General features: G+C 66.5%; 22 protein-coding genes and 4 pseudogenes. 8 read left to right on the top strand and 18 right to left on the bottom strand.

What is annotated here, in order from left to right; all coding sequences use genetic code 11:
* Positions 1–9: 9 nt before the first annotated feature.
* The 7 genes from ASD84_RS22875 to ASD84_RS22845 are packed head-to-tail and all read right to left on the bottom strand — an operon-like array spanning position 10 to position 6,564.
* Positions 10–915 (bottom strand): NifU family protein, encoded by a 906-nt coding sequence (locus tag ASD84_RS22875; protein ID WP_056716242.1) that lies wholly within the window; start codon positions 913–915, stop codon positions 10–12.
* A complete protein-coding gene (locus tag ASD84_RS22870) occupies positions 912–2,216 on the bottom strand; it encodes a hypothetical protein (RefSeq protein WP_200954697.1) in 1,305 nt (434 codons plus the stop codon). The genes ASD84_RS22875 and ASD84_RS22870 overlap by 4 nt, the downstream gene beginning before the upstream one ends.
* 47 nt (positions 2,217–2,263) lie before the next feature.
* Positions 2,264–2,560, bottom strand: a complete 297-nt coding sequence (locus ASD84_RS25620; RefSeq protein WP_200954696.1) for a hypothetical protein — start codon at positions 2,558–2,560, stop codon at positions 2,264–2,266.
* A gap of 32 nt (positions 2,561–2,592) precedes the next feature.
* Entirely contained in the window at positions 2,593–3,396 is an 804-nt protein-coding gene (locus ASD84_RS22860) for a hydrogenase maturation protease (protein WP_056716239.1), read from the bottom strand.
* A 16-nt stretch (positions 3,397–3,412) separates the two neighbouring features.
* Complete coding sequence (locus ASD84_RS22855; protein ID WP_056716237.1) at positions 3,413–5,020, bottom strand: nickel-dependent hydrogenase large subunit; 1,608 nt, start codon at positions 5,018–5,020, stop codon at positions 3,413–3,415.
* A 19-nt stretch (positions 5,021–5,039) separates the two neighbouring features.
* Positions 5,040–5,999 (bottom strand): hydrogenase, encoded by a 960-nt coding sequence (locus ASD84_RS22850; protein ID WP_056716234.1) that lies wholly within the window; start codon positions 5,997–5,999, stop codon positions 5,040–5,042.
* Positions 6,000–6,024: 25 nt separating this feature from the next.
* Complete coding sequence (locus ASD84_RS22845; RefSeq protein WP_056716230.1) at positions 6,025–6,564, bottom strand: DUF1641 domain-containing protein; 540 nt, start codon at positions 6,562–6,564, stop codon at positions 6,025–6,027.
* Positions 6,565–6,828: 264 nt separating this feature from the next.
* On the opposite strand from ASD84_RS22845, the gene ASD84_RS22840 reads away from it, so the two are divergent.
* The 6 genes from ASD84_RS22840 to ASD84_RS22815 all read left to right on the top strand — a co-directional run bounded on the left by ASD84_RS22840 (position 6,829) and on the right by ASD84_RS22815 (position 11,722).
* The gene (locus tag ASD84_RS22840) at positions 6,829–7,890 is read left to right on the top strand and encodes an AraC family transcriptional regulator (RefSeq protein ID WP_056716227.1); all 1,062 of its coding nucleotides are present in this window, start codon (positions 6,829–6,831) and stop codon (positions 7,888–7,890) included.
* Between the two features lie 18 nt (positions 7,891–7,908).
* Positions 7,909–8,277 carry a hydrogenase maturation nickel metallochaperone HypA gene (locus tag ASD84_RS22835; protein ID WP_056716223.1) on the top strand — a complete coding sequence of 123 codons (369 nt, stop codon included), beginning with the start codon at positions 7,909–7,911 and terminating at the stop codon, positions 8,275–8,277.
* Between the two features lie 12 nt (positions 8,278–8,289).
* Positions 8,290–9,126: a hydrogenase nickel incorporation protein HypB gene (gene hypB, locus ASD84_RS22830; protein WP_056716220.1), complete on the top strand. Its 837-nt coding sequence runs from the start codon at positions 8,290–8,292 to the stop codon at positions 9,124–9,126.
* On the top strand, positions 9,072–9,965 hold the full coding sequence (locus tag ASD84_RS22825) for a hypothetical protein (RefSeq protein WP_200954694.1): 894 nt from the start codon (positions 9,072–9,074) through the stop codon (positions 9,963–9,965). Before hypB ends, ASD84_RS22825 begins: the two co-directional genes overlap by 55 nt.
* A 79-nt stretch (positions 9,966–10,044) precedes the next feature.
* Positions 10,045–10,974: a class I fructose-bisphosphate aldolase gene (locus ASD84_RS22820; protein WP_056716217.1), complete on the top strand. Its 930-nt coding sequence runs from the start codon at positions 10,045–10,047 to the stop codon at positions 10,972–10,974.
* Between the two features lie 157 nt (positions 10,975–11,131).
* Positions 11,132–11,722 (top strand): hypothetical protein, encoded by a 591-nt coding sequence (locus ASD84_RS22815; protein WP_056716214.1) that lies wholly within the window; start codon positions 11,132–11,134, stop codon positions 11,720–11,722.
* On the opposite strand, the gene ASD84_RS22810 is transcribed toward ASD84_RS22815, so the two are convergent.
* Positions 11,688–12,755, bottom strand: coding sequence for an HAD-IIA family hydrolase (locus ASD84_RS22810; protein WP_056716212.1), 1,068 nt, complete (start codon positions 12,753–12,755; stop codon positions 11,688–11,690). The genes ASD84_RS22815 and ASD84_RS22810 overlap by 35 nt on opposite strands.
* 205 nt (positions 12,756–12,960) lie before the next feature.
* Here ASD84_RS22810 and ASD84_RS22805 point away from each other — a divergent pair, with 205 nt between their 5' ends.
* Together ASD84_RS22805 and ASD84_RS22800 are read left to right on the top strand one after the other, a co-directional pair.
* Positions 12,961–14,034 (top strand): class 1 fructose-bisphosphatase, encoded by a 1,074-nt coding sequence (locus ASD84_RS22805; protein ID WP_056716210.1) that lies wholly within the window; start codon positions 12,961–12,963, stop codon positions 14,032–14,034.
* Between the two features lie 11 nt (positions 14,035–14,045).
* Positions 14,046–14,921 (top strand): phosphoribulokinase, encoded by an 876-nt coding sequence (locus ASD84_RS22800; RefSeq protein ID WP_056716207.1) that lies wholly within the window; start codon positions 14,046–14,048, stop codon positions 14,919–14,921.
* A gap of 25 nt (positions 14,922–14,946) precedes the next feature.
* Here the strand turns inward: ASD84_RS22800 and ASD84_RS22795 are convergent, their stop codons facing one another.
* From ASD84_RS22795 to ASD84_RS25895, 10 genes and pseudogenes are all read right to left on the bottom strand, one after another.
* Positions 14,947–15,663, bottom strand: a complete 717-nt coding sequence (locus ASD84_RS22795; RefSeq protein WP_056716204.1) for an HAD-IA family hydrolase — start codon at positions 15,661–15,663, stop codon at positions 14,947–14,949.
* A gap of 2 nt (positions 15,664–15,665) precedes the next feature.
* On the bottom strand, positions 15,666–16,358 hold the full coding sequence (gene rpe / locus ASD84_RS22790; protein WP_235531235.1) for a ribulose-phosphate 3-epimerase: 693 nt from the start codon (positions 16,356–16,358) through the stop codon (positions 15,666–15,668).
* A gap of 112 nt (positions 16,359–16,470) precedes the next feature.
* Positions 16,471–17,781: an NADH-quinone oxidoreductase subunit NuoN gene (gene nuoN, locus ASD84_RS22785; RefSeq protein ID WP_321164051.1), complete on the bottom strand. Its 1,311-nt coding sequence runs from the start codon at positions 17,779–17,781 to the stop codon at positions 16,471–16,473.
* 34 nt (positions 17,782–17,815) lie between these two features.
* A pseudogene (locus tag ASD84_RS25925) lies at positions 17,816–18,172 on the bottom strand (NADH-quinone oxidoreductase subunit N); the annotation flags it as partial.
* Positions 18,172–18,741 carry a proton-conducting transporter membrane subunit gene (locus ASD84_RS25920; protein ID WP_056914093.1) on the bottom strand — a complete coding sequence of 190 codons (570 nt, stop codon included), beginning with the start codon at positions 18,739–18,741 and terminating at the stop codon, positions 18,172–18,174. The pseudogene ASD84_RS25925 and the gene ASD84_RS25920, both read right to left, overlap by 1 nt.
* A 28-nt stretch (positions 18,742–18,769) precedes the next feature.
* Positions 18,770–19,220: pseudogene (locus tag ASD84_RS25915) on the bottom strand (proton-conducting transporter membrane subunit); the annotation flags it as partial.
* A gap of 1 nt (position 19,221) precedes the next feature.
* The coding region (locus ASD84_RS25910) for a proton-conducting transporter membrane subunit (RefSeq protein WP_321164050.1) at positions 19,222–19,700 on the bottom strand (479 nt) is incomplete at its 3' end.
* A 298-nt stretch (positions 19,701–19,998) separates the two neighbouring features.
* Positions 19,999–20,952 (bottom strand): annotated as a pseudogene (locus ASD84_RS25905) (proton-conducting transporter membrane subunit); the annotation flags it as partial.
* Position 20,953: 1 nt separating this feature from the next.
* Positions 20,954–21,558 (bottom strand): annotated as a pseudogene (locus ASD84_RS25900) (proton-conducting transporter membrane subunit); the annotation flags it as partial.
* A gap of 1 nt (position 21,559) precedes the next feature.
* Positions 21,560–22,137, bottom strand: a 578-nt coding sequence (locus ASD84_RS25895) for a proton-conducting transporter membrane subunit (protein ID WP_414858611.1), incomplete at its 3' end; no start/stop codon positions are given.
* Positions 22,138–22,189 lie beyond the last annotated feature (52 nt).

The raw sequence follows: 22,189 nt of genomic DNA, 5'->3' as shown, positions 1-22,189 counted from the left end.
CAGTCGACCTCATGCAGACACCCGGATCCAGACGTCGCCGTCCTCGACGCGCAAGGGCAGCTGCTCGAGCTGTGCCCCGGGGAACGTCCGGCACTCACCGCTCAGTGCATCGAAGCAGTATCCGTGGTGGGCGCAGGTCAGGGACCCATCGCTGGTGTCGAGCTCTGCGTCGTCCAAGGACATCGACAGGTGCGCACACTCATTGACGTAGGCCGAGAGCTGGCCCGCCAGGTTGATGACGATCGCATCGACGGCCGGCCCGGACTCGGGGGCCAGGTCGACCCTCGTGATGGCGTCCAGCGTGAACTCACCGATCGGCAGGGTCTTGACCCAGCCCCGTTCAGGGCTCCCCGAACGGATGCCGATCTCGCCGAGCGGGATCAACGTCGGGCCGGGCTCGTTGGGCAGCACCTCAACGCCCACGATCCCAGGGACTTGCGCCTTGAGCGCCTGCTCGACCCCGTTGCGCATCGTCACGGCGGACATCGAGCATCCATTGCACGCTCCGGACAGGCGAACGTACGCGAGTCCGTCCTCGATCCGGACCAGCTCCACGTCTCCACCATGGGACTGCAACTGTGGCCGGACCTGCTCCAGGGCCGTGCGGGCGAGGGTCATCGGATCCGGTCGGATGAGGCCGTGCATCAGCAGAACCATGCGCACGATCGGCTCGTCGACCAACTCGAACAGCAACTCCTTGCCGCGGGGGTCCTCGCGGAGATGACGCACGATGTGGACGAGGGCTGCACGGTGAACGTCGTCCATCGAGGTGCGCAGTGCCTGACCGACCCGCTGACCGGAGGGGTCAGTGACCTCGGCAAGTCCAGCGACCGCGTCGTCAAGAGCTTGGGCGAGCTTCTCGACGTCGGGTTGCTCTGACGCCGACGCAGCCGGTCGCTCGGTCACACTCGTCATGACTCGACTCCCTGCTCGCGGAGCTCCCGGACCAGCTCGACTTCCTCGCCCTGGGGAACGCCGAACCTCGGCCCCTGGCTGCCGGGCACGACCTGCTTGGCGATCTCATCCAGCACACTGCGGACCGTCAGCACGGCGTCCACGTCTCCCTGCTCCTCGAACAGGAACCGTGCTTCGTAGAGCTTTGACTTCGCGTGGTCGAAGACACCGAGATGGGCCAGCGCGTTGCCCTGGTTGGCAAGGATCCTGGCCCGGCCCAAGGGGTCACCCTGCCGCTCGCGCATCTCCAGGACTTCTTCGTAGCGTTCGACTGCTTCGACGATGTTGTCGCCCTGATGGGTGGAGGGGGTGTAGACGAGAGCGTTGGCCAGGTTCATCTGGGCACTGGCCCACTCCTGGGGGAAGTCCTCCTGCGTGAAGACCTCGAGCGCTCCGCGCAACGCCTGCATGGCGATGCCGGCCCTGAGCTGGTCACTGGCCTCGACCATGGGCATGGTCAGGTAGGCGGTGCCGAGATTGAGGTTCGCGCTTGCCCACACCTGGGGCGCGCTGGCCTGACCGACCAGTTGCAGAGCCGAGTAGTACTCGTCGACGGCGTCGGTGAGCGGGCGGCGCCCCGTTGCGGCGAGCTCGTGCAGGCAGAGTCCACGCTGAAGGTGCAGCTCGGCTCGGGCCACCGGGACATCGGTGCCCTGCAGCACTTTGAGCACAGCACCCAGCTCGTTGATCGGGTCCGCTCCCCGCAGCGCATGATCATGCGCGATCACTGCGCCGTTGCCCAGCAGGATCGCTGCCAGTGGCGCGGAGACCGGCTCAGCGGCTTCGGCGGCGTCGTTGAGAACGTCGACGGCTCCGGCCGGGTCGCCCGCTTCGAGCAGAGAGGTGGCACGAGCGGCTCGAATCAAGGCCAGGACTTCGCCGGTCGTCTCCCCCTCCTCGGGAGGGACGTTGCTCAACCCGCAGGCGTAGGCGATGACGTCGACCAGGGGTGCCAGGTCCTGCGGAAGACTCGCTCGCAGGGCATCGCGGTCGACCCCGGTCGGGTCGATCACGTAGCGGTTGAACGCGCCGACCTCGTCGTCGCCGAACGCGGCGTACGCACCATCGAGGTCTCCGGCGTGTGCCAGTTGGTGGGCTGCCAGCGCGGCTGGCCACTCCTGCGGCAGGTTGCCCGAGGCCAATTGCGCGCGCGTCTCGTCGACCGCCGGGTCCGTGCTCGCAGGGATCAGGAGATAGCCCGCCGGAAGCGGGAACAGTCCGAGCGGCTGGGGTCGCTTGAGGTCGCTGAGGCCTTGGCCCATGGAACTCGCCCTTCCATGTTGTGTGTCCCCGGCACGGTGCCGGGTACTTATCCGTTGATCGGTCCGCCCGGGAGATCCCGGAGAGCGATCCGCTTGATCAGGTCAGCACTGATGTGTGCCAGACGTTCTGTCCTGTAGGTCTGGATGCGCCGACGGATGACCTCGTCCTCGAAGACGACCACCACGTCCACGGCCCACTGCCCCCGTTCGGGGACGACCACCGTCTCCACCGCGTACGCCTCATGGCGGCCGCTCGGTTCCTCGGTGCGCCACTTCTTGCGTGCCTGTGCCTTGTCCTCTGCCGACGGCCCGGATTCCGGCTCCGTCGGATCCCAATCCCCCATCGCACCTCCTCCGCCTCGAACACGGCGCCTGGTCACTCAAAGCGCACCGCCAGCGCCCCACGCTGCACATCCCAGTGAATGGCCTTCGGGCCCGGCGACGGGTTGGTGTCGAGGATCTCGCGCAGCAACAGGGCCCTGTCGCCGTGGGTGTTCCGATACTTCAGGAGATGTCCACCGTTGGCTCCGCTGCGGATCGGGACGAGATAGATGCCCTCGCCGTCTCGCATCGCTCCAACGACTCCCGAAGGGAAGTAGCGGGCCACCAGTTCTGCACCAAGGTGCAGGTATCCGCCTGAGGTGACTTCGACCGTCTCGACCTCGGGCGCGGGGAAGTACTCCTTGCGCAACAGGCCGATGACCGCGTCCATCCCCGCCATCGCCTCGGGCGAGAGCTCCTCCCCCGGCGCGACGTCCTTGACCTCGACCAGGAACACCGTGACATCTGTCGGGCACTTGGGTCCCAGCAGCCACCGACCGAAGGAGAGCGCATGGTCCCAACGGAACGAATGCGTGTGCAGGCCCGAGGCTGGCGGCAGCGCCGCGAGCTCCTCTCCCGGCACCCGGAACAGGGTGCCGGGAGGATGGCCGGAGACGGCCGCATCGATGATGACGACGCGGGCCGCTCCTTGCATCTGGAACGCGACGTCCATGCCCGCCGTACCCCCGTCGACGAGGCGCACCCCTTGGGGCACGCCCTGCGCGAACAACCGGCGGATGAGTAGCGGCCCGAGCGCATCGTCACCGCGCAGGATGTTGCCGCAGCCCATCACCAGCAAGTCGCACGGCGGCGGAGCGAACTCGTCGCTCAGCAGCTCGTGGGGCAGCATGTCGGTCATGGCAGAGGTCGACCTCCTAGACCATGCCGTTGACGACGAACTTGTTCAGTTCACGGCCGGTCTTGCCATCGTAGGCGTGAACGGTGCACACCAGGCAGGAGTCGAACGATCGGGCGACGTGACCCAGCTCGACCGGGTCTTCGATGTCGACGATCGGCGAACCGATCAGTGCCGACTCGATGGGCCCACTCGTCGAGTTCGAGTCGCGAGGACCGATGTTCCAGGCGGTCGGCGTGACGACCTGGTAGTTCTCGATCTTTCCGTCCTCGATCACGATCCAGTCCTGGAGACTTCCGCGCGCCGCCTCGGTGGCGCCGAAGCCCTTGCCCGACGACGGCTCTTCCGGCTTGGTGTAGAAGGAGCCGTGGAGGTCGATCTTCGACAGCCAGTCCATGACCCACTTGAGGTACTTCGGGGCCTCGTGCATCCGCGCCATCTGCCGGACGAAGACGGACGGCCCGAGCTTGGCCATCATGTCGATGAACAGCGGGTCGTAGTCCTGGTGCGCTGCGCGGTCCGGGTTGCCAGCCGCCATCCGGCGGGCCAGTGGGCCGGCCTCGAGCGGGACCCGGCCGAGGTCGGGGACGTCGTACCGCGGAGACTTCGCCCACGAGTACTTGCCCGCCTTCCGCGCTTCCGCCACGTCCAGCGGGATGGTCTCGCCCTCCCACGGGTGCAGGGGGCGGTCACCCTTGAAGTACGAGTGGGACACGTCCTCGGAGACCCGAAGGTGGTCGTACTCGTAGTGCTTGCCGTCGGCGTAGATGCCCGATCGGCCGATCAGCGCAGCATTGCGACCCTCCGGCGTGGGGTGGTCGTAGAGCGACGGCTCGAAGTACGTGCCGGAAGCGATGAAGTTTCCGACGCCGCCGCCGTACTTGTGCAAGCCCACGTCGAGGCAGAAACGGATGAAGAAGCCGCAGTCGGAGTTGTACTGCGACTCGTTCTCCTCGACCCAGGCGAGCATGTCCTCCCAGGTCTGGACCTCCAGCCACCTGTCGATCGAGCAGCCCAGCCACTCGGCCTCGAGCCAGTTGTCCCTCCAATGGTTCAGGATCGCCGTCGCACGGGTGATGTCCACGAGCGACGGTGCGCTCATGACCCCACCCGGCACCATGAAGGAGCTGTGCGGCCACTGACCGCCGAACAACGCGTAGACCTCGACAGGCTTGTTCGAGAGGACGACGCCCTTCTGGTAGGCCGTACCGACGTACGGCGCGAACCGGCGGACGCACTCGTCGTACAGCTTCGACTTGGCGTAGTTCTTGTTGACGAGGTCGACGGCGAACAGTGCGTAGAAGTAGCGCGGAATCGACTGGAGGGTCTCGCATGCCTGGGCGATGTTGCGCACCAGTGTGGCGTTCTCCGGGACGTGGGTCTTCCACGCCGTGTCGAGGGCGTAACAGGCCTTGTACAGGTGGCTGCCACCGCAGATTCCGCAGATGCGCGGAGTGACGATGAGGCCGGCCTGCGGGTCCTTGCCCTTGAGGATCATCTCGAAGCCGCGGAACATCGCGGCCTCGGTCCAGGCATCGGTGACGACGCCGTCGGTGATGGTGACGCGGACGTCGAGGTCGCCCTCGACTCGGCCGAGGGGACTGACGAAAAGGTCGGTGCTGGTCATTGGGAACGTCTCTTTCTCGTCAGACGACGAACATGTCTTCCTTGGACCACTGCGGCGCAGCGATCCGAGCGGCGGAGGCCTGGGCCATGTAGGTGAGGTGGTCGGCGCCTTCCGGCACTTCCTTGGGGATGACGCCAGAGATCTTCTGGGTCTTGAAGACCGTTCCCTTGTTCAGGTCGAAGAACGGGAACTCCGGCTCCGTGCACCCCAGGCACGGCATGCCGGCACGCGTCTTGCTCGACTGCCGGTTCCACAGGATCCGGTTGCACGGGCTGTGGGTCATCGGGCCTCGGCAGCCGAACTCATAGAAGAGACATCCGGTGCGGGTGCCTTCACCGAAGCTGACCGTCGACTGCTTGTAGTCGAAGAACTGCACCCGGGTGCAGCCCGTCTGGGTGAAGGTCTTGAAGAAGGTCTGCGGGCGGTGCAGGTCGTCCAGGGCAATGTCGGCGGTGCGGCCAGTGGCGAGCGCAACGATGATCTGCGTGATCCAGTCCGGGTGGGACGGACATCCCGGAATGTTGATAACCGGCAGGCCGGCCTTCGAAGTCCAGTCCGGGCCGAGGAAGCCACCCTTGTCACGCTTGTGGAACTGAAGGCCGGTCGACTGCGAGGGGTTCGGCTCCATGGCCGGGATCCCGCCCCAGCACGCGCAGTCACCGATGGCAACGACGATCGACGCCGCGTTGGCCAGGTCAGTGACCCAGTCCTTCATCTCGCGCTCTGCGAAGACGTCATAGCCCTCCTTCTCGATCACAGTGCCTTCGAAGACGAAGATGTCGAGGGGGCGGTCGCCGTTGGCGCAGTCCCAGAAGATCTTCTGCGCCTGGGCGCCGAGCTCGAGGCCGAGGGACGGGTGCCAGAGGAGTTCGAGTCCGAAGTCGACGATCAGGTCGACGACGTTCGGCTCCTCTGCGTTCAAGAAGGACATGGTGTTGCCGGAGCAAGCACCGCCCTGGAGCCAAAGGACTGAGGACATCGGTGTTTCTGCCTTTCTCTGGGGGTCAGCTCTTGGCGAGCTCGACGCCGATGGACTTGGCAACGGCAGCGAAGTAGCTGACCGCCCGCTGGATGTCGGGGTCTTTGAGGAGCTTCATCGCCGAGAAGAGGCCGTTGACCTGGATGGGATCCGTCTTGGCGGATGCTGCACCGCCGGTCAGGCCACGGCCGATGCGAGAGATCTCGATGATCATGGCCGGGTCGGTGATCCCGGAGTCGATGACGTGGTCGATGAGCCCTGACTCGATGATGTCGGTGATCATCGGCGCGAGCTTGGGAAGGACGCCCGACAGGGCTCCGAGGCTCGCGACCACGTCACCGTTGCCACTGCTGGCGACTCCCCGGAGATCGGTGATCGCCTCGGCCAGGGCTGCGCCGATGGTCTCGCTGCGTCCGACGAGGCCGTCGAGGCCGACGATGAGGATGGCCAGCAGGTCCGCGTGGTCGAGCAGGTTCGTCAGGGCGGCGGCCACCTGAGGCTCGTCGAGACGCTCCATCAACGAGTCGAGCGAAGCCTGCTGATGAACCGTTGTCGGTGCGGTCATGCGCGCTCCTCGGAGTTGTGGTTCCGGGTACAAAGTCCCGGCTTGATGTGATGAACGTCCCATCACGATAGGAACCAAGGACCCGGGCGTGCTATCGAATCAGCGCAAGCGAAATCCGATTCGCGCAGAACATCTGACGCCCAGACGCAACTGTCCTCCCCCGGGACCCCAAAAGGGCAGGGATGCGCACTGACTATCCAATTCGCGCAGAGTTGTGGTCACGAGTGCGCACAAGAAGGGGCTGGACCCCTCACAATCTGAAATGTGACCCGATTGGCGAAGCTCGGCTTCATCAACACCTCCCGGACGACGATGCCGGTTCGCCGACGCATCCGTTCGCGGGGTGTGCCGACTGCACTCGCCGGCGCAGAGGTGTTCTGCACCGGTGACCGGGACGAGGCCGAGACGCTCGCTGGTTACCTGCTCGGGCAACATCAGCTCACGGTTCACGACGACACCGCAGAGAAGCCGTTCCAGGCATCGCTGCATGCGATCCGGCTGCGCGACGTGACGCTCGCCCACCTCGACTACCACCACGCCGCAGACCTCGACTTCGGCGCCACCGGCGACCACTACACCGTACTGATGCCCACGACCGGCCTCATGGAGTGCAAGTACGACGGCGCCACGGTCACCGGTCTGACCTACCAGGCCGTCGTGGTGAACCCACGCACGAACCTGAAGCTCGAGCTCGCCTACGACACACCCTTGTTGATCGTGCGCATTGAGGTGGCCGCGCTGCTGCGCCAGCTCTCACGGATGCTGGGGCGCAGCGTGGACCGGCCCGTGCGGTTCGAACCCGAGATGTTGTTGACGACCGATCCCGCAGTGCGTTGGCATGGTGCGATCCAGTTGCTCTCCAGCGAGGTGATGACGCCGGACTCACTGATCCAGCAAGGGATCGGTGCGGGCCCACTCGAGGAGCTGGTCATCTCCTCGATCCTGTGGGTGCAGGACTCGAACATGCATCACGACCTCACCGGGGTGTCTCACACGGGAGGGCGTGCCGCCGTTCGCACGGCGGTCAACTTCATCGAGGAGCACCTCGCGGACCCCATCACGCTGCGCGACATCGCCGTCTACACCAGCCGCAGCGTGCGCTCCATCCAGCAGGCCTTTCACGATGACCTCCACACCACGCCGATGAACTACGTACGCGACCGCCGGCTCGAGCGGGCACGGAACCAGCTTGCCGACGCCCTGCCGCGCGACGGAGTGACCGTCACCGACGTAGCCGAGAGATGGGGCTTCAACCACCTCGGCAACTTTTCCGCGGCCTACCGGAAACGATTCGGCGAATCCCCTTCCCAGACGCTTCGGCGTTGACCCCGAGGAGCAATCAGCATGCACGAACTGTCCCTGTGCCGATCCATCCACCAGGTGGTCGCGGAGGCTGCGGCCGACCGCACCGTGGCGGCCGTCCATCTCAAGGTCGGCAAGCTGCGGCAGGTGGTGCCGGGAACTCTCACCTACTGCTGGGGCCTTGTCACCGTCGACGGACCGCTCGCCGGGTCGGAACTGGTCGTTGAGTCCGTGCCAGTGGTCGGCACCTGCCGCGCGTGCGGTCGCGACACTGAGGTGGAGCAGGTACTGATGCTGGTCTGCGTTCACTGCGGTGACGCACCCCTTGACCTGGTCAGCGGCGAAGAGTTCCTGATCACCACCATCGACCTCGACGACCCGGCGCCTGCCGGCCGTCGTACTGCCTCCTGAGGAGCACTCACCATGGGACGATTCCACCGACACGACGACTCGGGGCACGGACACGGACACGGGCACGGACACGGTCACGACTCCGACGAGGCGCACGACCACCACCACGACGAGCTGGGCGACCACCACCACGACGAGCTGGGCGACCACTCCGGCTACGAAACCGGGGCGGACCGGATCGTCGTTCTCGAGCGGATCTTCGATGAGAACGATCGCCGAGCGGCCGAGAACCGCAAGCTTCTCGATGACGCCGGGGTGCTCACGATCAACCTGATGTCCTCGCCGGGCGCAGGCAAGACGACGGTCCTGGAACGAACGCTCGGAGCGTTCGCCGCCCCCGAACGCGTCGGGATCATCGAAGGTGACATCGAGACGAGCATCGACGCCGACCGCCTCAAGGCCGCTGGCGCCAGGGTGTCGCTGCTCAACACCGCCGACGGCTTCGGTGGCGAGTGTCATCTCGACGCGCCGATGGTGGCCGACGCGCTGAAGCGCCTCGACCTGGCTGACCTCGACCTGCTGTTCGTCGAGAACGTCGGCAACCTGGTGTGCCCCGCAGAATTCGACGTCGGTGCGCATCGCTCGGTGATGGTCTACGCCATCACCGAGGGCGAGGAGAAGCCACTGAAGTATCCGGTGATGTTCCGGGCTGTCGATGTGGTCCTGGTCAACAAGTTGGATCTCCTGCCTCATCTCGACTTCGACCTCGGGCTGTTCCGCGCCAATCTGGTGCAGGTCAACCCCGGCGTCGAGGTCATCGAGCTGAGCGCTCGGACCGGGGAGGGCCTGGGCTCATGGACAGAGTGGCTCACCGCCGCGCGGACCGCACCGCTCGCGAGCGGGGCCTGAGCGCGGTGGCACGTCCACGGATCGTTCAGGACGAAGGACAAGCCGGGTTCTACTGGAGTACGAGCACCGGTGCGCCGATCTCGCTCACCGACCTCATCGCCGTCGACGACGAACCCGAGCGTCTGCTGCCGACCCACCTCGCCGCGCTCGACGACGCGCTCATCATCGCCACCGGCCAGCTCGGCGAACTGCTCGGCGGTGGACGTAGGCCCGGCCCGGACGAGCATCGAATCCTGCGCGATCTCCACAGGGCTCTCGACCGGCTCTGCCACGAGTACGCCGCCGCCGTGGCCGCCACCGCCGGACAGGTCGACGTCCGTGCGGGTCAGATCATCGGGACTGCGACCCTGGTCAGCATCCTTGCCCGCGAACCGATCGGGCTCCTGGGGCCGGCTCCGCTCGAGGGCTCGCTCGACGATCCGACTGTGGGAGTGGTCGGTGGCTTCGGCGACCTGGTGGTCGCAGACCCCGAGCGGCCCTGGACCGGAGCGCGTTGGGTGGTGCGGACGACTGACGGGCGCCGCCTACCGGCCACGTTGAGCATGCTCCTGCACGACAGCTCGGGGGTGAACAAGGATGCGGCTGTCGATGAGCACCGTGCAGCGATGCGGGCCACCATTGCCGCAGCCGACCTACCCCAGGCTGACCAGCTGGCTGCGGCATGCGCGTTGGACTGGATGCTCTATGACTTCCTCAACGCGCACAGGGACGGACCGGACAGCGGCGCCATCGATCTGCACAACCGGGTCGAGGACGCGGCTCTCGTCGTCGCAGCCAGCGATGCCTCGGTGCGGTGCCGTGCTGTCTACGACCCGTCATTGACTGCGTTGCCAGCCTGATGCAATGCGTCGGGTGTCACCCGTCCAGCCGCCTGGCAGGGTGAGGACACACTTCTTCCGGAGTGCTTACCGTCCAGCCATGGACCGCCTCGACCGCACTCTCGCTGCAATCCGCCGACCAGGCTTCGGCGTCCTGGTCTTCGACGACTATGCGGACGCCGCGCTTCGTGAGCGCGGGATCCGCGCCGACGCCGCAACGGACCTGTTCGAGTTCGCCGTGGATGCCTCGACGCCGAGAGCATCCTTGGGCGGTGTGCTGGCCTCAGCGGGCCAACTGGAGCCACTGCACCCTCTCATGGCTCCACCACCAGATCGGGGAACGATGCTGGGGGTGCGTCTGACCCTGGGAAACGGGACCTCGGACACCGATCGGTCCCTGACCGATGCTCGCCGAGTCGGCGCCAGCTTCGTGGAGATTCGAGCGAACCGCCGCCCGGGACAGTTTCCTCGCGGCGAGGCGCACGTCGACGCTCGGGCGGTGGCGGGCGCGGCCGCACTGGCCCAAGGTGCGGGACTCGTTCCCGTCATCACGGTTGCGCTACCAGGCATGCCGGGCAGCGCAACCGGAGTCACACGCGCAGTGATCGTCAACGCACTGCGGGCGATCTTCCTGGCACTCGAAGACGTTCCGTGCGACCCCGGCCGTTTGGTGTTGCGGATGCCACTCATCAGCCCCGGCCCCCGTTCAACACAATCAATCGCGGCTTCATCAGTCGCGAGCCACACCCTCGACGTGCTCGACGAAGCCGTGCCCACGGCCGTGGCAGCCACATGGTTCCTGTCCGCTGGGCATCCGTTGGCGACCGTCCGGGACCACCTCGTCGCGGTCTCGACGCTTTCGGCCGGATGCGGCCAGGATCGACACCTCGGATTCGCTCTCGGTCGGGCGTTGCTCGAACCGGCACTCGAGGGTTGGACGCGTGGCGGCTCAGCGCGCGCCCGACAGCAGTTGGCTGCAGCGTGCGAGTCGGCCCATCGCGCGATGGTGCCGGCCCTCGCGTCTTCGTGAACTCACCCAGAACCGCGGGAGCACCGCATGCGGGGTGACGACGTTCACCCGTCCGGGTGGCTCGACGGGCGACCCATTTCCCACCCTTGTGCCTTTGTGAATTGCAGGCGCACCCTTCAAGTCAATCTGAAAGTCCACATGACGAAGGGGCCTGTTGATGTCACTACTCACGACCGTCGAAGATCACCTGACCACCCTCGAGGAAAGGCTGACCCGCGCTTCGTCGAAACGGCCGGGGCTGCGCACGGGCGACAACCGGGCCTGTACCGACGACTTCCTGGCGGCGACCACCCAGCACGTGACAGCGGTGACCGAGATCCTCCTGCCGATCGCCCGAAAGCTGGCCCCGGCGAACGGGTCATTCACCAAGGACTACCTGATTTCCGCGAAGCGCCTCGAGCGAGCGCTGGTGATCGCGAAGGCGAAGCAATACGGCCAGGCGCAGAACATCGGACGTGCATGGGACGACGTCTGGGCCATGGTCCGGATCGACCTGGATGCAGTCGTCGCGCTCGAACGCGACCTCGTCGCCCTGTTGTCGGCCACGTTGCCCGATGTCGAGACCCATCGCCTCGGGGAGCGAGTGGCTGCCACCGCACGGCGATCCCCGACGCGGCCCCACCCGCACCTCCCTCACCGCGGGGTCGCCGGCCGAATGGTGCGCACCGTGTTCAGTCGCGCCGACCGGGTCTGGGATGAGTTCGAGGGACGTGTCATCCAGCCTCTGACACCACGTGACGTGAGCTGACTCGCCCCACTCCGAGCTGGTCCTCCAGGTCCTGCCACGGTTCGGGGTCCGGACACAGCTGCCCGCCCGCGTCCACGATCCACCACGCCAGGCCCACTGCCGCTGCCAACTGCTCGTCAGGTTCCAGGTCTCGAGGAGGCTCCGGAATCCCACGCGCGGACATCACGCAGAGACCTGACCTGTATTCCATCGGACGGAGCGCCGGAGCAAGAAGAGCGCGAAGGTCGGCCGCGACGTAGGTCGGTCGAAGCAACGGAGCGGCGAGCGCTACGTCGCGCAGCGACGTCACCCCACTCAGCACCAGCAGCGAATCAAGGCCCGCAGCGTGGGCGCCTGCGACATCGGTGTCGAGCCGATCGCCGCAGACGAGCGTGTCGCGGCGACCCGTGCCCAGCACAGCTCGAGACAGCTCGAACAGTGCTGGCCCTGGCTTTCCGGCCACGAAGTGCGGGTCAGTGCCGCTCGCAGTCCTGACCACGTCCACCAGCGCTCCGTTCCCGGGTAACGACCCGCGATCGCTGGGCACCACCATGTCGCGGTTGGTCACCACCCAACGCATCCCCTCGCGAACCAGGACACTTGCCGTGGCCAAGTCGGTCCAGGACACCTCGGACCCCAGCCCTTGCACGAGCGCAGCGGCCTTGGCAGCTCCGCGAGACCCGACCGTGACGGGTTCGAGGCCGAACTCGATCAGCGCTGCGGTGACACCGGGTCCGCCCACTGCGACGACGGACGTGCCGGCGGCGAGTTCACCGCGGAGGTGCTGTGCAGCCGCCTGGGCGCTGGTCGCCACCGACCACCCGTCCGGTCCGAGCCCCAGGGATCGGAGGTGCTCGGCCACGACGCCTGGCTCCCGTGAAGCGTTGTTGGTCGCAAAGACGACCCGCCGGCCAGAGCCGATCGAATCGTTCAACGAGCTGATCGCCGACGGGACGGCGTCTGCCCCCCGATACACCACTCCGTCGAGGTCGCAGACGACACCTTGATAGGAGCCGAGGAGGGTCGGCGGACGCGATAATGCTCGTTGTCTCACGAGGAGCCGAGGCTACGCAGGAGGCATCCCGTGATGCCTCACCCCTGCAGGTGGGTCTGCCGGTGATCAGGCTCTCAGCACTTGTCCTCGCAACGCCGTCCCTCTCTGAACCGTCACCCGCGTTGTCACCCCTGCGCTGGATGTGGCGCGCGGCCATCGCTGGTGTCCTCAGTGAGACACCTACACGACAGGAGGGGCGACGCGGATGATGACTGACCGTTCGACCTTGGCCCGGTTCCTCATCGAGGAGCGGCGCCGCCACCCCGGATCCAGCGGCGAGCTCAACACGCTGATCCTCGATGTCGCACTTGCCTGCAAGGCCATCTCACGTCAGATCGCTGCCGGCGCTCTCACAGGGATGCTCGGCAAGGCAGGCGCCATCAATGTCCAGGGCGAGCAGCAGCAGAAGCTGGACGTCATCGCCAACGACCTCTTCATCCGAGCAACAGAGTGGGGCGGCCAGGTCGCCGGCATGGCGTCGGAGGAGCTCGAAGACCCCTACTCGATCCCGGCCATCTACCCGCGCGGAAAGTACCTGCTCACCTTCGATCCGCTGGACGGTTCATCGAACATCGACGTGAACGTCTCGGTGGGCAGCATCTTCTCGGTCCTGCGTGCCCCCGAACCGGGCTCAGACGCGACCATGGCCGACTTCCTTCAATGCGGTGAGCACCAAGTGGCCGCGGGCTACGCCATCTACGGTCCGTCGACCGTGCTGGTGTTGTCGGTCGGTCGCGGCGTGCACGGATTCACCTTGGACCCGAACCTGGGCGAGTTCATCCTGACCCACCCCAACATCACCCTGCCGACGTCGACCTCGGAGTTCGCCGTCAACAGCTCCAACCGACGGTTCTGGGAACGCCCCGTCGGCCGATACATCGATGAGTGCCTCGCTGGTGTCTCCGGTCCCCGGGACAAGGACTTCAACATGCGGTGGGTCGCCTCCCTCGTTGCGGAAACCCACCGCATTCTCACCCGCGGAGGGGTCTTCCTCTATCCGCAGGACACCAAGAACCCGGAGGTCAAGGGGCGTCTCCGCCTGCTCTATGAAGCCAACCCGATCGCCTTTCTCATCGAACAGGCCGGTGGTCTCGCGTCGACGGGGCGGGAGCGGATCCTCGACGTCGTGCCGACGGACCTCCATCAACGAGTCGGGCTCATCTTCGGCTGTACCGAAGAGGTCGAACGCATTGTTCGCTACCACGAGGAGCCGGACGACCCCGAGGACGAGAGCTACCCGCTGTACAGCATGCGTGGCCTCTACCGCGCCGCCATCTGAGTAGGAGAACGATGTCGAAAAAGCACCCGATCGTCGCGATCACCGGCTCCTCAGGAGCCGGCACCACCTCCGTCATGCGGACCTTCGAGCAGATCTTCCGGCGCGAGGAGGTGGTTGCGGCGTTCGTCGAGGGGGACAGCTTCCACCGGTTCGACCGAATGGGCATGAAGGACGAGATGGCCAAGGCGATCATCGACCAGAACCACACCTTCAGCCACTTCGGTCCGGAAGCGAACCTCTTCAGTGAGCTCGAGGAACTCTTCCACGGATACGGCGAGTCAGGCACCGGCAAGGTTCGCAGGTACCTGCACGATGAGGGCGAGGCGGCCCCGTACGGGCAGGATCCGGGCACCTTCACCACCTGGTCCGACCTGCCCGGCGAGACCGACCTGCTGTTCTACGAGGGTCTGCACGGGGGCGTGGCGACTGGCGACATCGATGTCGCACAGCATGTCGACCTCCTCATCGGCGTGGTCCCGGTCATCAACCTTGAGTGGGTCCAGAAGATCCAGCGAGACAAGTCCAAACGGGGCTACTCGACAGAGGCAGTCACCGAGACGATCCTGCGGCGGATGCATGACTACGTCACCTACGTCTGCCCGCAGTTCTCGAGAACCGACATCAACTTCCAGCGCGTGCCTGTGGTGGACACGTCCAACCCGTTCATCGCGCGGACGATCCCGAGCCAGGATGAGTCGATGCTCGTGATCCGATTCAAGGATCCCCGCGGGATCGACTTTCCCTACTTGCTGTCGATGCTCCACGACTCGTTCATGTCACGGCCGAACACGATCGTGTGCCCTGGCGGAAAGATGGACCTCGCGATGCAGTTGATCTTCACGCCGATGCTGTGGCGGCTGATGGAGGTCCGCGACCGGGAGCGGTGACGGGCATGACGATGCCGGGCGCCTGTCACCCGCAGGAACGGCCCGGCATCGTCAGTCGATGCTCGAACCATGTCCGGACCTCGGGCCCGTACAGCTCATCCGTGACGATGATCGCCCCGGCCGTCGCGTCCTCCCGGGTGTAGTCGTTCCTTGCCAGGATGCAGCGGAGCCCCGCTCCCGTCGCCGAGATCAGGCCATTGGCTGAATCCTCGATCGCAACCGTTCGGGCCGGATCACATCCAGCGCGGAGCAGGACCTCGCGGTAGACCAGGGGACTCGGCTTCAGGTCCGCGACCTCGGTCCCGGTCATGACGACGTCGAAGCACCCTCCGAAGGCGGATGCCAGGAGCGGCTCCACCCAGGCGCGGGTGCCGGTTGTCGCCACGTGCACGGGCACTCCCGCTGCCCGAATCGCGTGCACAAGTTCAGGGGCCCCCTTGCGGGGTTGGATGGCGCCTGAAGCCACGATGTCCTGGATGAACGTGGTCTTCCTGCGATGTGTCTCGATCGCGAGACGGCCGGCATCAGCCACGGAGTGACCCGATGCCTCGAACCAGCGGGTCAGCCGCTGCACCCCACCCGTGATCTTCACCAGTCGGCCGTAGGTCGCAACGTCCCACCTGTCGGGGAGGCCCATGGCGGTGAACGCCAGGTTGAAGGCAACTCGATGACCGTCTCGTTCGCTGTCGAACAGCGTGCCGTCCACGTCGAAGATCACCGCTTCCAGCGGCTGCGCAGGCACCGTCAGCCTCCGCTCGCCGAACTGGCGGCCAATTCACGGAGCAGCGTGACGCCCTTGGCCTTGCCGTCCGGGTACGAGTAGAGCCAGGACCCCGAGATGAAGACATTGGCGCCTGCCGATGCGGCGCCGCTGATGGTGAGTTCGGTGATGCCTCCGTCCACTTCCAGCTCGATCGGTCGACCGGACTCCTCGATCATTCGCCGAAGACGCCCGATCTTTCGCTCCACGGCAGAGATGTAGGCCTGCCCGCCGAAGCCGGGATTGACGGTCATGGCCAGCACGAGGTCGGTTTCCTCGAGGACACCGTCGAGGACGTGCGCAGGAGTGTGCGGGTTGAGCGCAACGCCGCTCCGGGCTCCCAGGTCCCTGATCGCAGCGAGGGTGCGGTGGAGGTGGACGCAGGCCTCGGCATGGACGATGACGAGCTCACAGCCGGCGTCGACGTACTGCCGAAGGAGCAGGTCTGGATTGACGACCATGAGGTGGGCCTCGAACGGCACGTCCGTGACCGAGCGCGTCGACGCGATCACGTCCGGGCCGAAGGTGAGATTCGGGACGAAGACACCGTCCATCACGTCCCACTGGATCCGATCGACGCCCGCTTCGTCGAGCTCCGCGATCTCCTCCCCCAGCCGGCTGAAGTCTGCAGGGAGGACGGAGGGGACGATCAGGGGAGCTCGGCTCGTGACGGACACGGGCACCGCCTTTCTTGGGAAGTCGTGTACCCATGACACCGCCGCAGTCGACGATGCACACGCTCCTGCCGGGTGGAACAGGGGGTGAGATCCCTCGAGATGGGATCCGCGGCTAGCGGAGGAACCCGGCAGACGATCCGATCACTGCCATGACCGGTTGCGGGAACAGTCCCAGCGCCACCGTCGCGACGAGGCAGACCACGACGGCACCGAAGGTGGCGGGAGCCCGCGGAACGCTGTGCGTTGCTTCCTCGACCAGTCCCTCTGTGAAGTACATCTGCCTGATGTGGCGCAGGTAGACGAACCCACCCACGAGACTGCACGCAAGAGCCACCAGGACGACCGGCCAGGCGCCTGCGGACATGGCGGAGGTGAAGACTGCCCACTTGCCGATGAAGCCGGCGGTGAGGGGGATGCCGGCCATCGAGAGCAGGAAGAACGCGAAGGCACCGGCGACGAGCGGAGAGCGGCGGCCCAGGCCGGCCCAGCGGTCGTAGTGGGTGGCCTCGCCACCGGCGTCGCGTACGAGCGTCACGATGGCGAAGGCCCCGATTGTCGAGAAGCCGTAGGTGGTGAGGTAGAACAGGACGCCCTCGAGCGAGGTGTACTGGCCCTTGGCGAGCTCGTCGGCGCCTTGGACTCCGAGGACGCCGACCAGCAGGAAGCCGGTGTGGGCGACCGAGGAGTAGGCGAGCATCCGCTTGACGTCGTTCTGCACGGCGGCCAGGACGGCACCGAGCACCATCGAGGCGATCGCGACGACCCACAGCATCGGCACCCAGCTCCAGCGCTCGCCTCCGAAGGCGACGTAGAGCAGGCGCAGCAGGGCGCCGAACGCGGCGACCTTGGTGCCGGCGGCCATGAAGGCGGTGACGGCGGTCGGGGCGCCCTGGTAGACGTCGGGCGTCCAGGCCTGGAACGGTGCGGCACCGATCTTGAAGAGCAGGCCCACGGCGAGCAGGGCGATGCCGGCCAGGAGCAGGCCGTGGTTGGGCCCGCCCGCGCGGACGGCTTCGTTGATGCCGGCGAAGGTCACCGAGCCGGAGTAGCCGTAGACCAGCGCGGCGCCGTACAGGAAGAAGCCGGAGGCGAAGGCGCCGAGCAGGAAGTACTTCATCGCTGCTTCCTGGCTGAGCAGGCGACGGCGGCGGGCCAGACCGCACAGCAGGTACAGCGGGAGGGAGAGGACCTCGAGCGCGACGAACATCGTCAGCAGGTCACCCGAGGCGGGGAACAGCAGCATGCCGGCGACCGCGAAGAGCATGAGCGGGTAGACCTCGGTGTGCTCGAGGCCTCGGGTGGAGGCCTCGCGCTCGGTGTCGGTGCCCGGGAGGGCCGCGGCCTGGCCGGTGAAGGCCGAGACACCGCCCTCGAGGCGTCGCTCGGCGAACAGGGCGACCCCGCCGATGGCGAAGACCAGCACCAGTCCCCAGAGGTAGACCGTGGGTCCGTCGACNCGAGACACCGCCCTCGAGGCGTCGCTCGGCGAACAGGGCGACCCCGCCGATGGCGAAGACCAGCACCAGTCCCCAGAGGTAGACCGTGGGTCCGTCGACGATGACGCTGCCCTCGGCACCCACGATGCCGCGACCCTCGCTGCCGCCAGCACCCGTGTGCGGGTCGAGGCCACGACCAATGGTGATGGTGCTGATCAACGCAGCCAGCAGGACGGCGTTGCACAGAACGATCTGTGGGCTCCGACGTCGATGCCGGGCGACGAACGCCTCGATCAGGACGCCGACGCAGGCGCCGCCGAGGACCAGGAGGAGGGGGAGGAGCTCGAAGTACTCGAGCTCGGGCTTGGTGAACTCCATCAGTTCGCCTCCTCTTCGTGCGCCGTGTCGTCGTCGACCGCGCATGCGCTCGCCAGGTCCGAGCAGCCGGTGGCCGGATCGACGGAGGGCGGATCATCGGTCACGCCGACGTGTTCGAGCAGGTCGCCGACCATGGGGTTGGCGGCGTCCAGCAGGGGCGTGGGGTAGAAGCCGAAGAACACCAGCGCCGCCATCAGGGGCGCGACCGCGACGATCTCGCGGAGTCCGAGGTCCTTGGTGCCGTCGAGGTCCGCGGACGTCGGTCCGGTCATCGTGCGCTGGTACGTCCACAACACGTAGGTAGCGGACAGCACCATGTTGATGATGGCGATGGCGGCGATGTACCAGCCGTAGTCGAAGGCGGCCAGCAGCACCAGGAACTCGCTGACGAACGGCGAGAGGCCCGGCAGGCCGAGGGTCGCGAGTCCGGCGATGAGGAACAGGCCGGCCAGGATCGGCGCCACCTTCTCGATGCCGCCCATCTCGCTGATCAGCGAGGTGCCGCGGCGGTCGTAGAGGTAGCCCGCGACGAGGAACAGCGCAGCCGTGCCGAGTCCGTGGTTGACCATGTAGAGGATCGCGCCGGTGCCGCCCTGNGGTGCCGCGGCGGTCGTAGAGGTAGCCCGCGACGAGGAACAGCGCAGCCGTGCCGAGTCCGTGGTTGACCATGTAGAGGATCGCGCCGGTGCCGCCCTGCGTGCTCATGGTGAAGATGCCGAGGGTGATCAGGCCGAAGTGGCTGAGCGAGGTCAGACCGATCAGGCGGAAGACGTCGTCCTGCCCGATGGCGACCAGGGCGCCGTACACGACGGAGATCAGGGCGAGCACGACCACCAGGGGCGTCGCCCACTGCGAGGCCTCGGGGAAGATGCCGAGGCAGAACCGCAGCATCCCGAAGGTGCCGATCTTGTCGAGGATGCAGACCAGCAGCACGCCCGTGCCCGGTGTGGCCTTCTCGGTGGTGTCGGCCAGCCAGGTGTGCAGCGGGAACAGCGGCGCCTTGATCGCGAACGCGATGAAGAAGCCGAAGAACAGCCAGCGACCGGGCNGCCTTCTCGGTGGTGTCGGCCAGCCAGGTGTGCAGCGGGAACAGCGGCGCCTTGATCGCGAACGCGATGAAGAAGCCGAAGAACAGCCAGCGACCGGGCTCGGTGTCGATGTCGAGCTTCTCGAGGTCCTTGAGGAGGTACGACGGCTCGCCCACCTGGGCGGACACGACGTAGAGACCGACCACCGAGGCCAGCAGGATCAGGCCGCCCGCGACTTGGAACATCAAGAACTTCAGCGCTGCCGCGCCGCGGCCCTCGCGACCGAACCCGCCGACCAGGAAGTACGCCGGGATCAGCGTCGCCTCGAACACGACGTAGAACAAGAAGACGTCGGTCGCGCAGAACACCGCTAGCGACAGGCCCTCGAGCGCCAGCGCCCAGGCGACGAACGCCTTCGCGCCCGCACCGTCGGGGTCGTCGGCCTTGACCCACTCGGCGCCGAGGACGACCGGCACGAGCAGCACGGTCAGCAGCACCATCAGCAGGCCGAGGCCGTCGAGCCCGAACGCGTAGTGCACACCGAACACCTCGATCCACACGTGCACCTCCTCGAACTGCCGACCGCCGTCGTTCTCGTAGAAGAACGCAATGGCCACGCCGATGACGAGGGTGACGAGAGCGATGCCCAGACCGAGTGTCTTGCTGAGAGCTGACGGCGCAATCGCAACCGCAATGGCTCCGACGACGGGGAGCCAGACGAGAATGGTGAGGATCGGGACGTCTGTCATCGGGGGCCGCCGCTCGGAAGGAACGAAGGCGAGGGTCGCGGCTGCCGGCTCACTGGTTCACCGCCACCAGGGTCAGGACCAGAATCACGGCACCGCCCAGGATCCCCAGCGCGTAGGTCCGGACGTAACCGTTCTGAATGCGTCGTATGAACTGGCCGGCGCCATGGGTGGCTTCTCCGATTCCCGTCAGGAGACGATCGACGATCGCACGGTCTGCGGTCGTCAGCGCAAACACCGTGCGATTGCCGGGCGTCACCACCAGGGCGTCGTTGATCGCGTCGCCGTACAGGTCGGCGCGCGCCGCCTTCGTCGCGAACGAGACGTCGGCCGGGGCGACCCGGGGGACGTCCTGCTTGCCGACGAGGAACCAGGCCAGGCCGACACCCACTGCGACGACGGCGACGGTGATCAGCGTGATCACGATGACCGGGATCGGGGGCTCGTGGTGCTCGGCGTGGCCGACGACCGGGCTGAGCCACTCGACGATCCAGTTGCTCGCAAGCATCAGGCCGCCGAGGACCGAGAGCGCGGCGAGGACGATCAGCGGGATCGTCATCACCTTGGGGCTCTCGTGCGGGTGCACGCCTCCCCCGTCATCAGTGGAGGCCCAGCGCTTGTTGGTGAAGTACGTCATCAGCATCAGGCGGGTCATGTAGAAGCCCGTGATGCCGGCACCGAGGAGCGCGCAGATCCCGACGATCGGGTTCTCGATGAGGGCGACCTCGATGATCTTGTCCTTGGACCAGAAGCCCGAGAACGGCGGGAAGCCGATGATCGCGAGGTAGCCCATGGCGAAGGTCAGGAAGGTGACGGGGAGCAGCTTGTTGAGCGCGCCGTAGTGGCGCATGTCCACGTCGTCGTCCATCGCGTGCATCACGGATCCGGCGCCGAGGAACATGTTGGCCTTGAAGAAGCCGTGCGTGAGCAGGTGGAAGATCGCGAAGGCGTAGCCCGCGACGCCGAGACCGGCGCCGAGCATCATGTAGCCGATCTGGCTCATCGTNATCGCGTGCATCACGGATCCGGCGCCGAGGAACATGTTGGCCTTGAAGAAGCCGTGCGTGAGCAGGTGGAAGATCGCGAAGGCGTAGCCCGCGACGCCGAGACCGGCGCCGAGCATCATGTAGCCGATCTGGCTCATCGTGGAGCCGGCCAGGGCCTTCTTGATGTCGTCCTTCGCGCAACCGATGATCGCGCCCCACAGGAGCGTCACGGTGGCCACGATGACCACTGCGGTCTGGGCGTTCGGCGCGAGCTCGAAGATGAAGTTGGAGCGGACCACGAGGTAGACACCTGCGGTGACCATGGTCGCGGCGTGGATCAGGGCCGACACGGGGGTCGGGCCCTCCATCGCGTCGAGCAGCCAGGACTGCAACGGCACCTGCGCGGACTTGCCGCAGGCACCGACCAGCAGCAGCACGCCGATCCAGGTCAGCGTGGTCTCGGTGGCACCGCCCGCGACGGCGCTGATCCCGCTGAAGGACGTCGTACCGAAGGTCGCGAACATCAAGAAGATCGCCAGGCCCAGGCCCATGTCGCCGACCCGGTTGATGACGAACGCCTTCTTGGCGGCGGCCGCGGCCGAGGGCTTGTGCTGCCAGAAGCCGATNCCGAAGGTCGCGAACATCACGAAGATCGCCAGGCCCAGGCCCATGTCGCCGACCCGGTTGATGACGAACGCCTTCTTGGCGGCGGCCGCGGCCGAGGGCTTGTGCTGCCAGAAGCCGATCAGGAGGTACGACGCCAGGCCGACCCCTTCCCAGCCGAGGAACAGTCCGACGTAGTTCTCCGCGAGGACCAGCATGAGCATGGCCGCGACGAACAGGTTGAGGTAGGCGAAGAACCGCGACCGGCGCGGGTCGTGCTCCATGTAGCCCACGGAGTACAGGTGGATGAGCGCGCCGACACCGGTGATCAGGAGCAGGAACAACGACGACAGCGGGTCGTAGAGCAGGTCCAGACCGACGTCGAGGTGGCCGGCCTCGATCCAGGTCCACAGGTGCTTCGCGACCTGGCGGTCACCCTCGTCGCGCCCGAGCAGCTGGAGGAACATCACCAGGCTGAGCAGGAACGAGCCGGTGATCGTGGCCAGTCCGATCCAGTGGCCGTAGCCCTTGGTGCGGCGGTTGCCGAGCAGCAGCAGCACGGCGGCACCGAACAGCGGCAGCGCGATGATCAGCCAGAGCAGGTTGAAGACACCGTCGGCATCGCTGGGCGCGACGACGGGGATGTGGGTCTCG

It is taken from the genome of Nocardioides sp. Root682, assembly GCF_001427795.1.
Classification (GTDB): Bacteria; Actinomycetota; Actinomycetes; order Propionibacteriales; family Nocardioidaceae; genus Nocardioides.
This window is presented reverse-complemented; position numbering and strand designations above follow the sequence as displayed.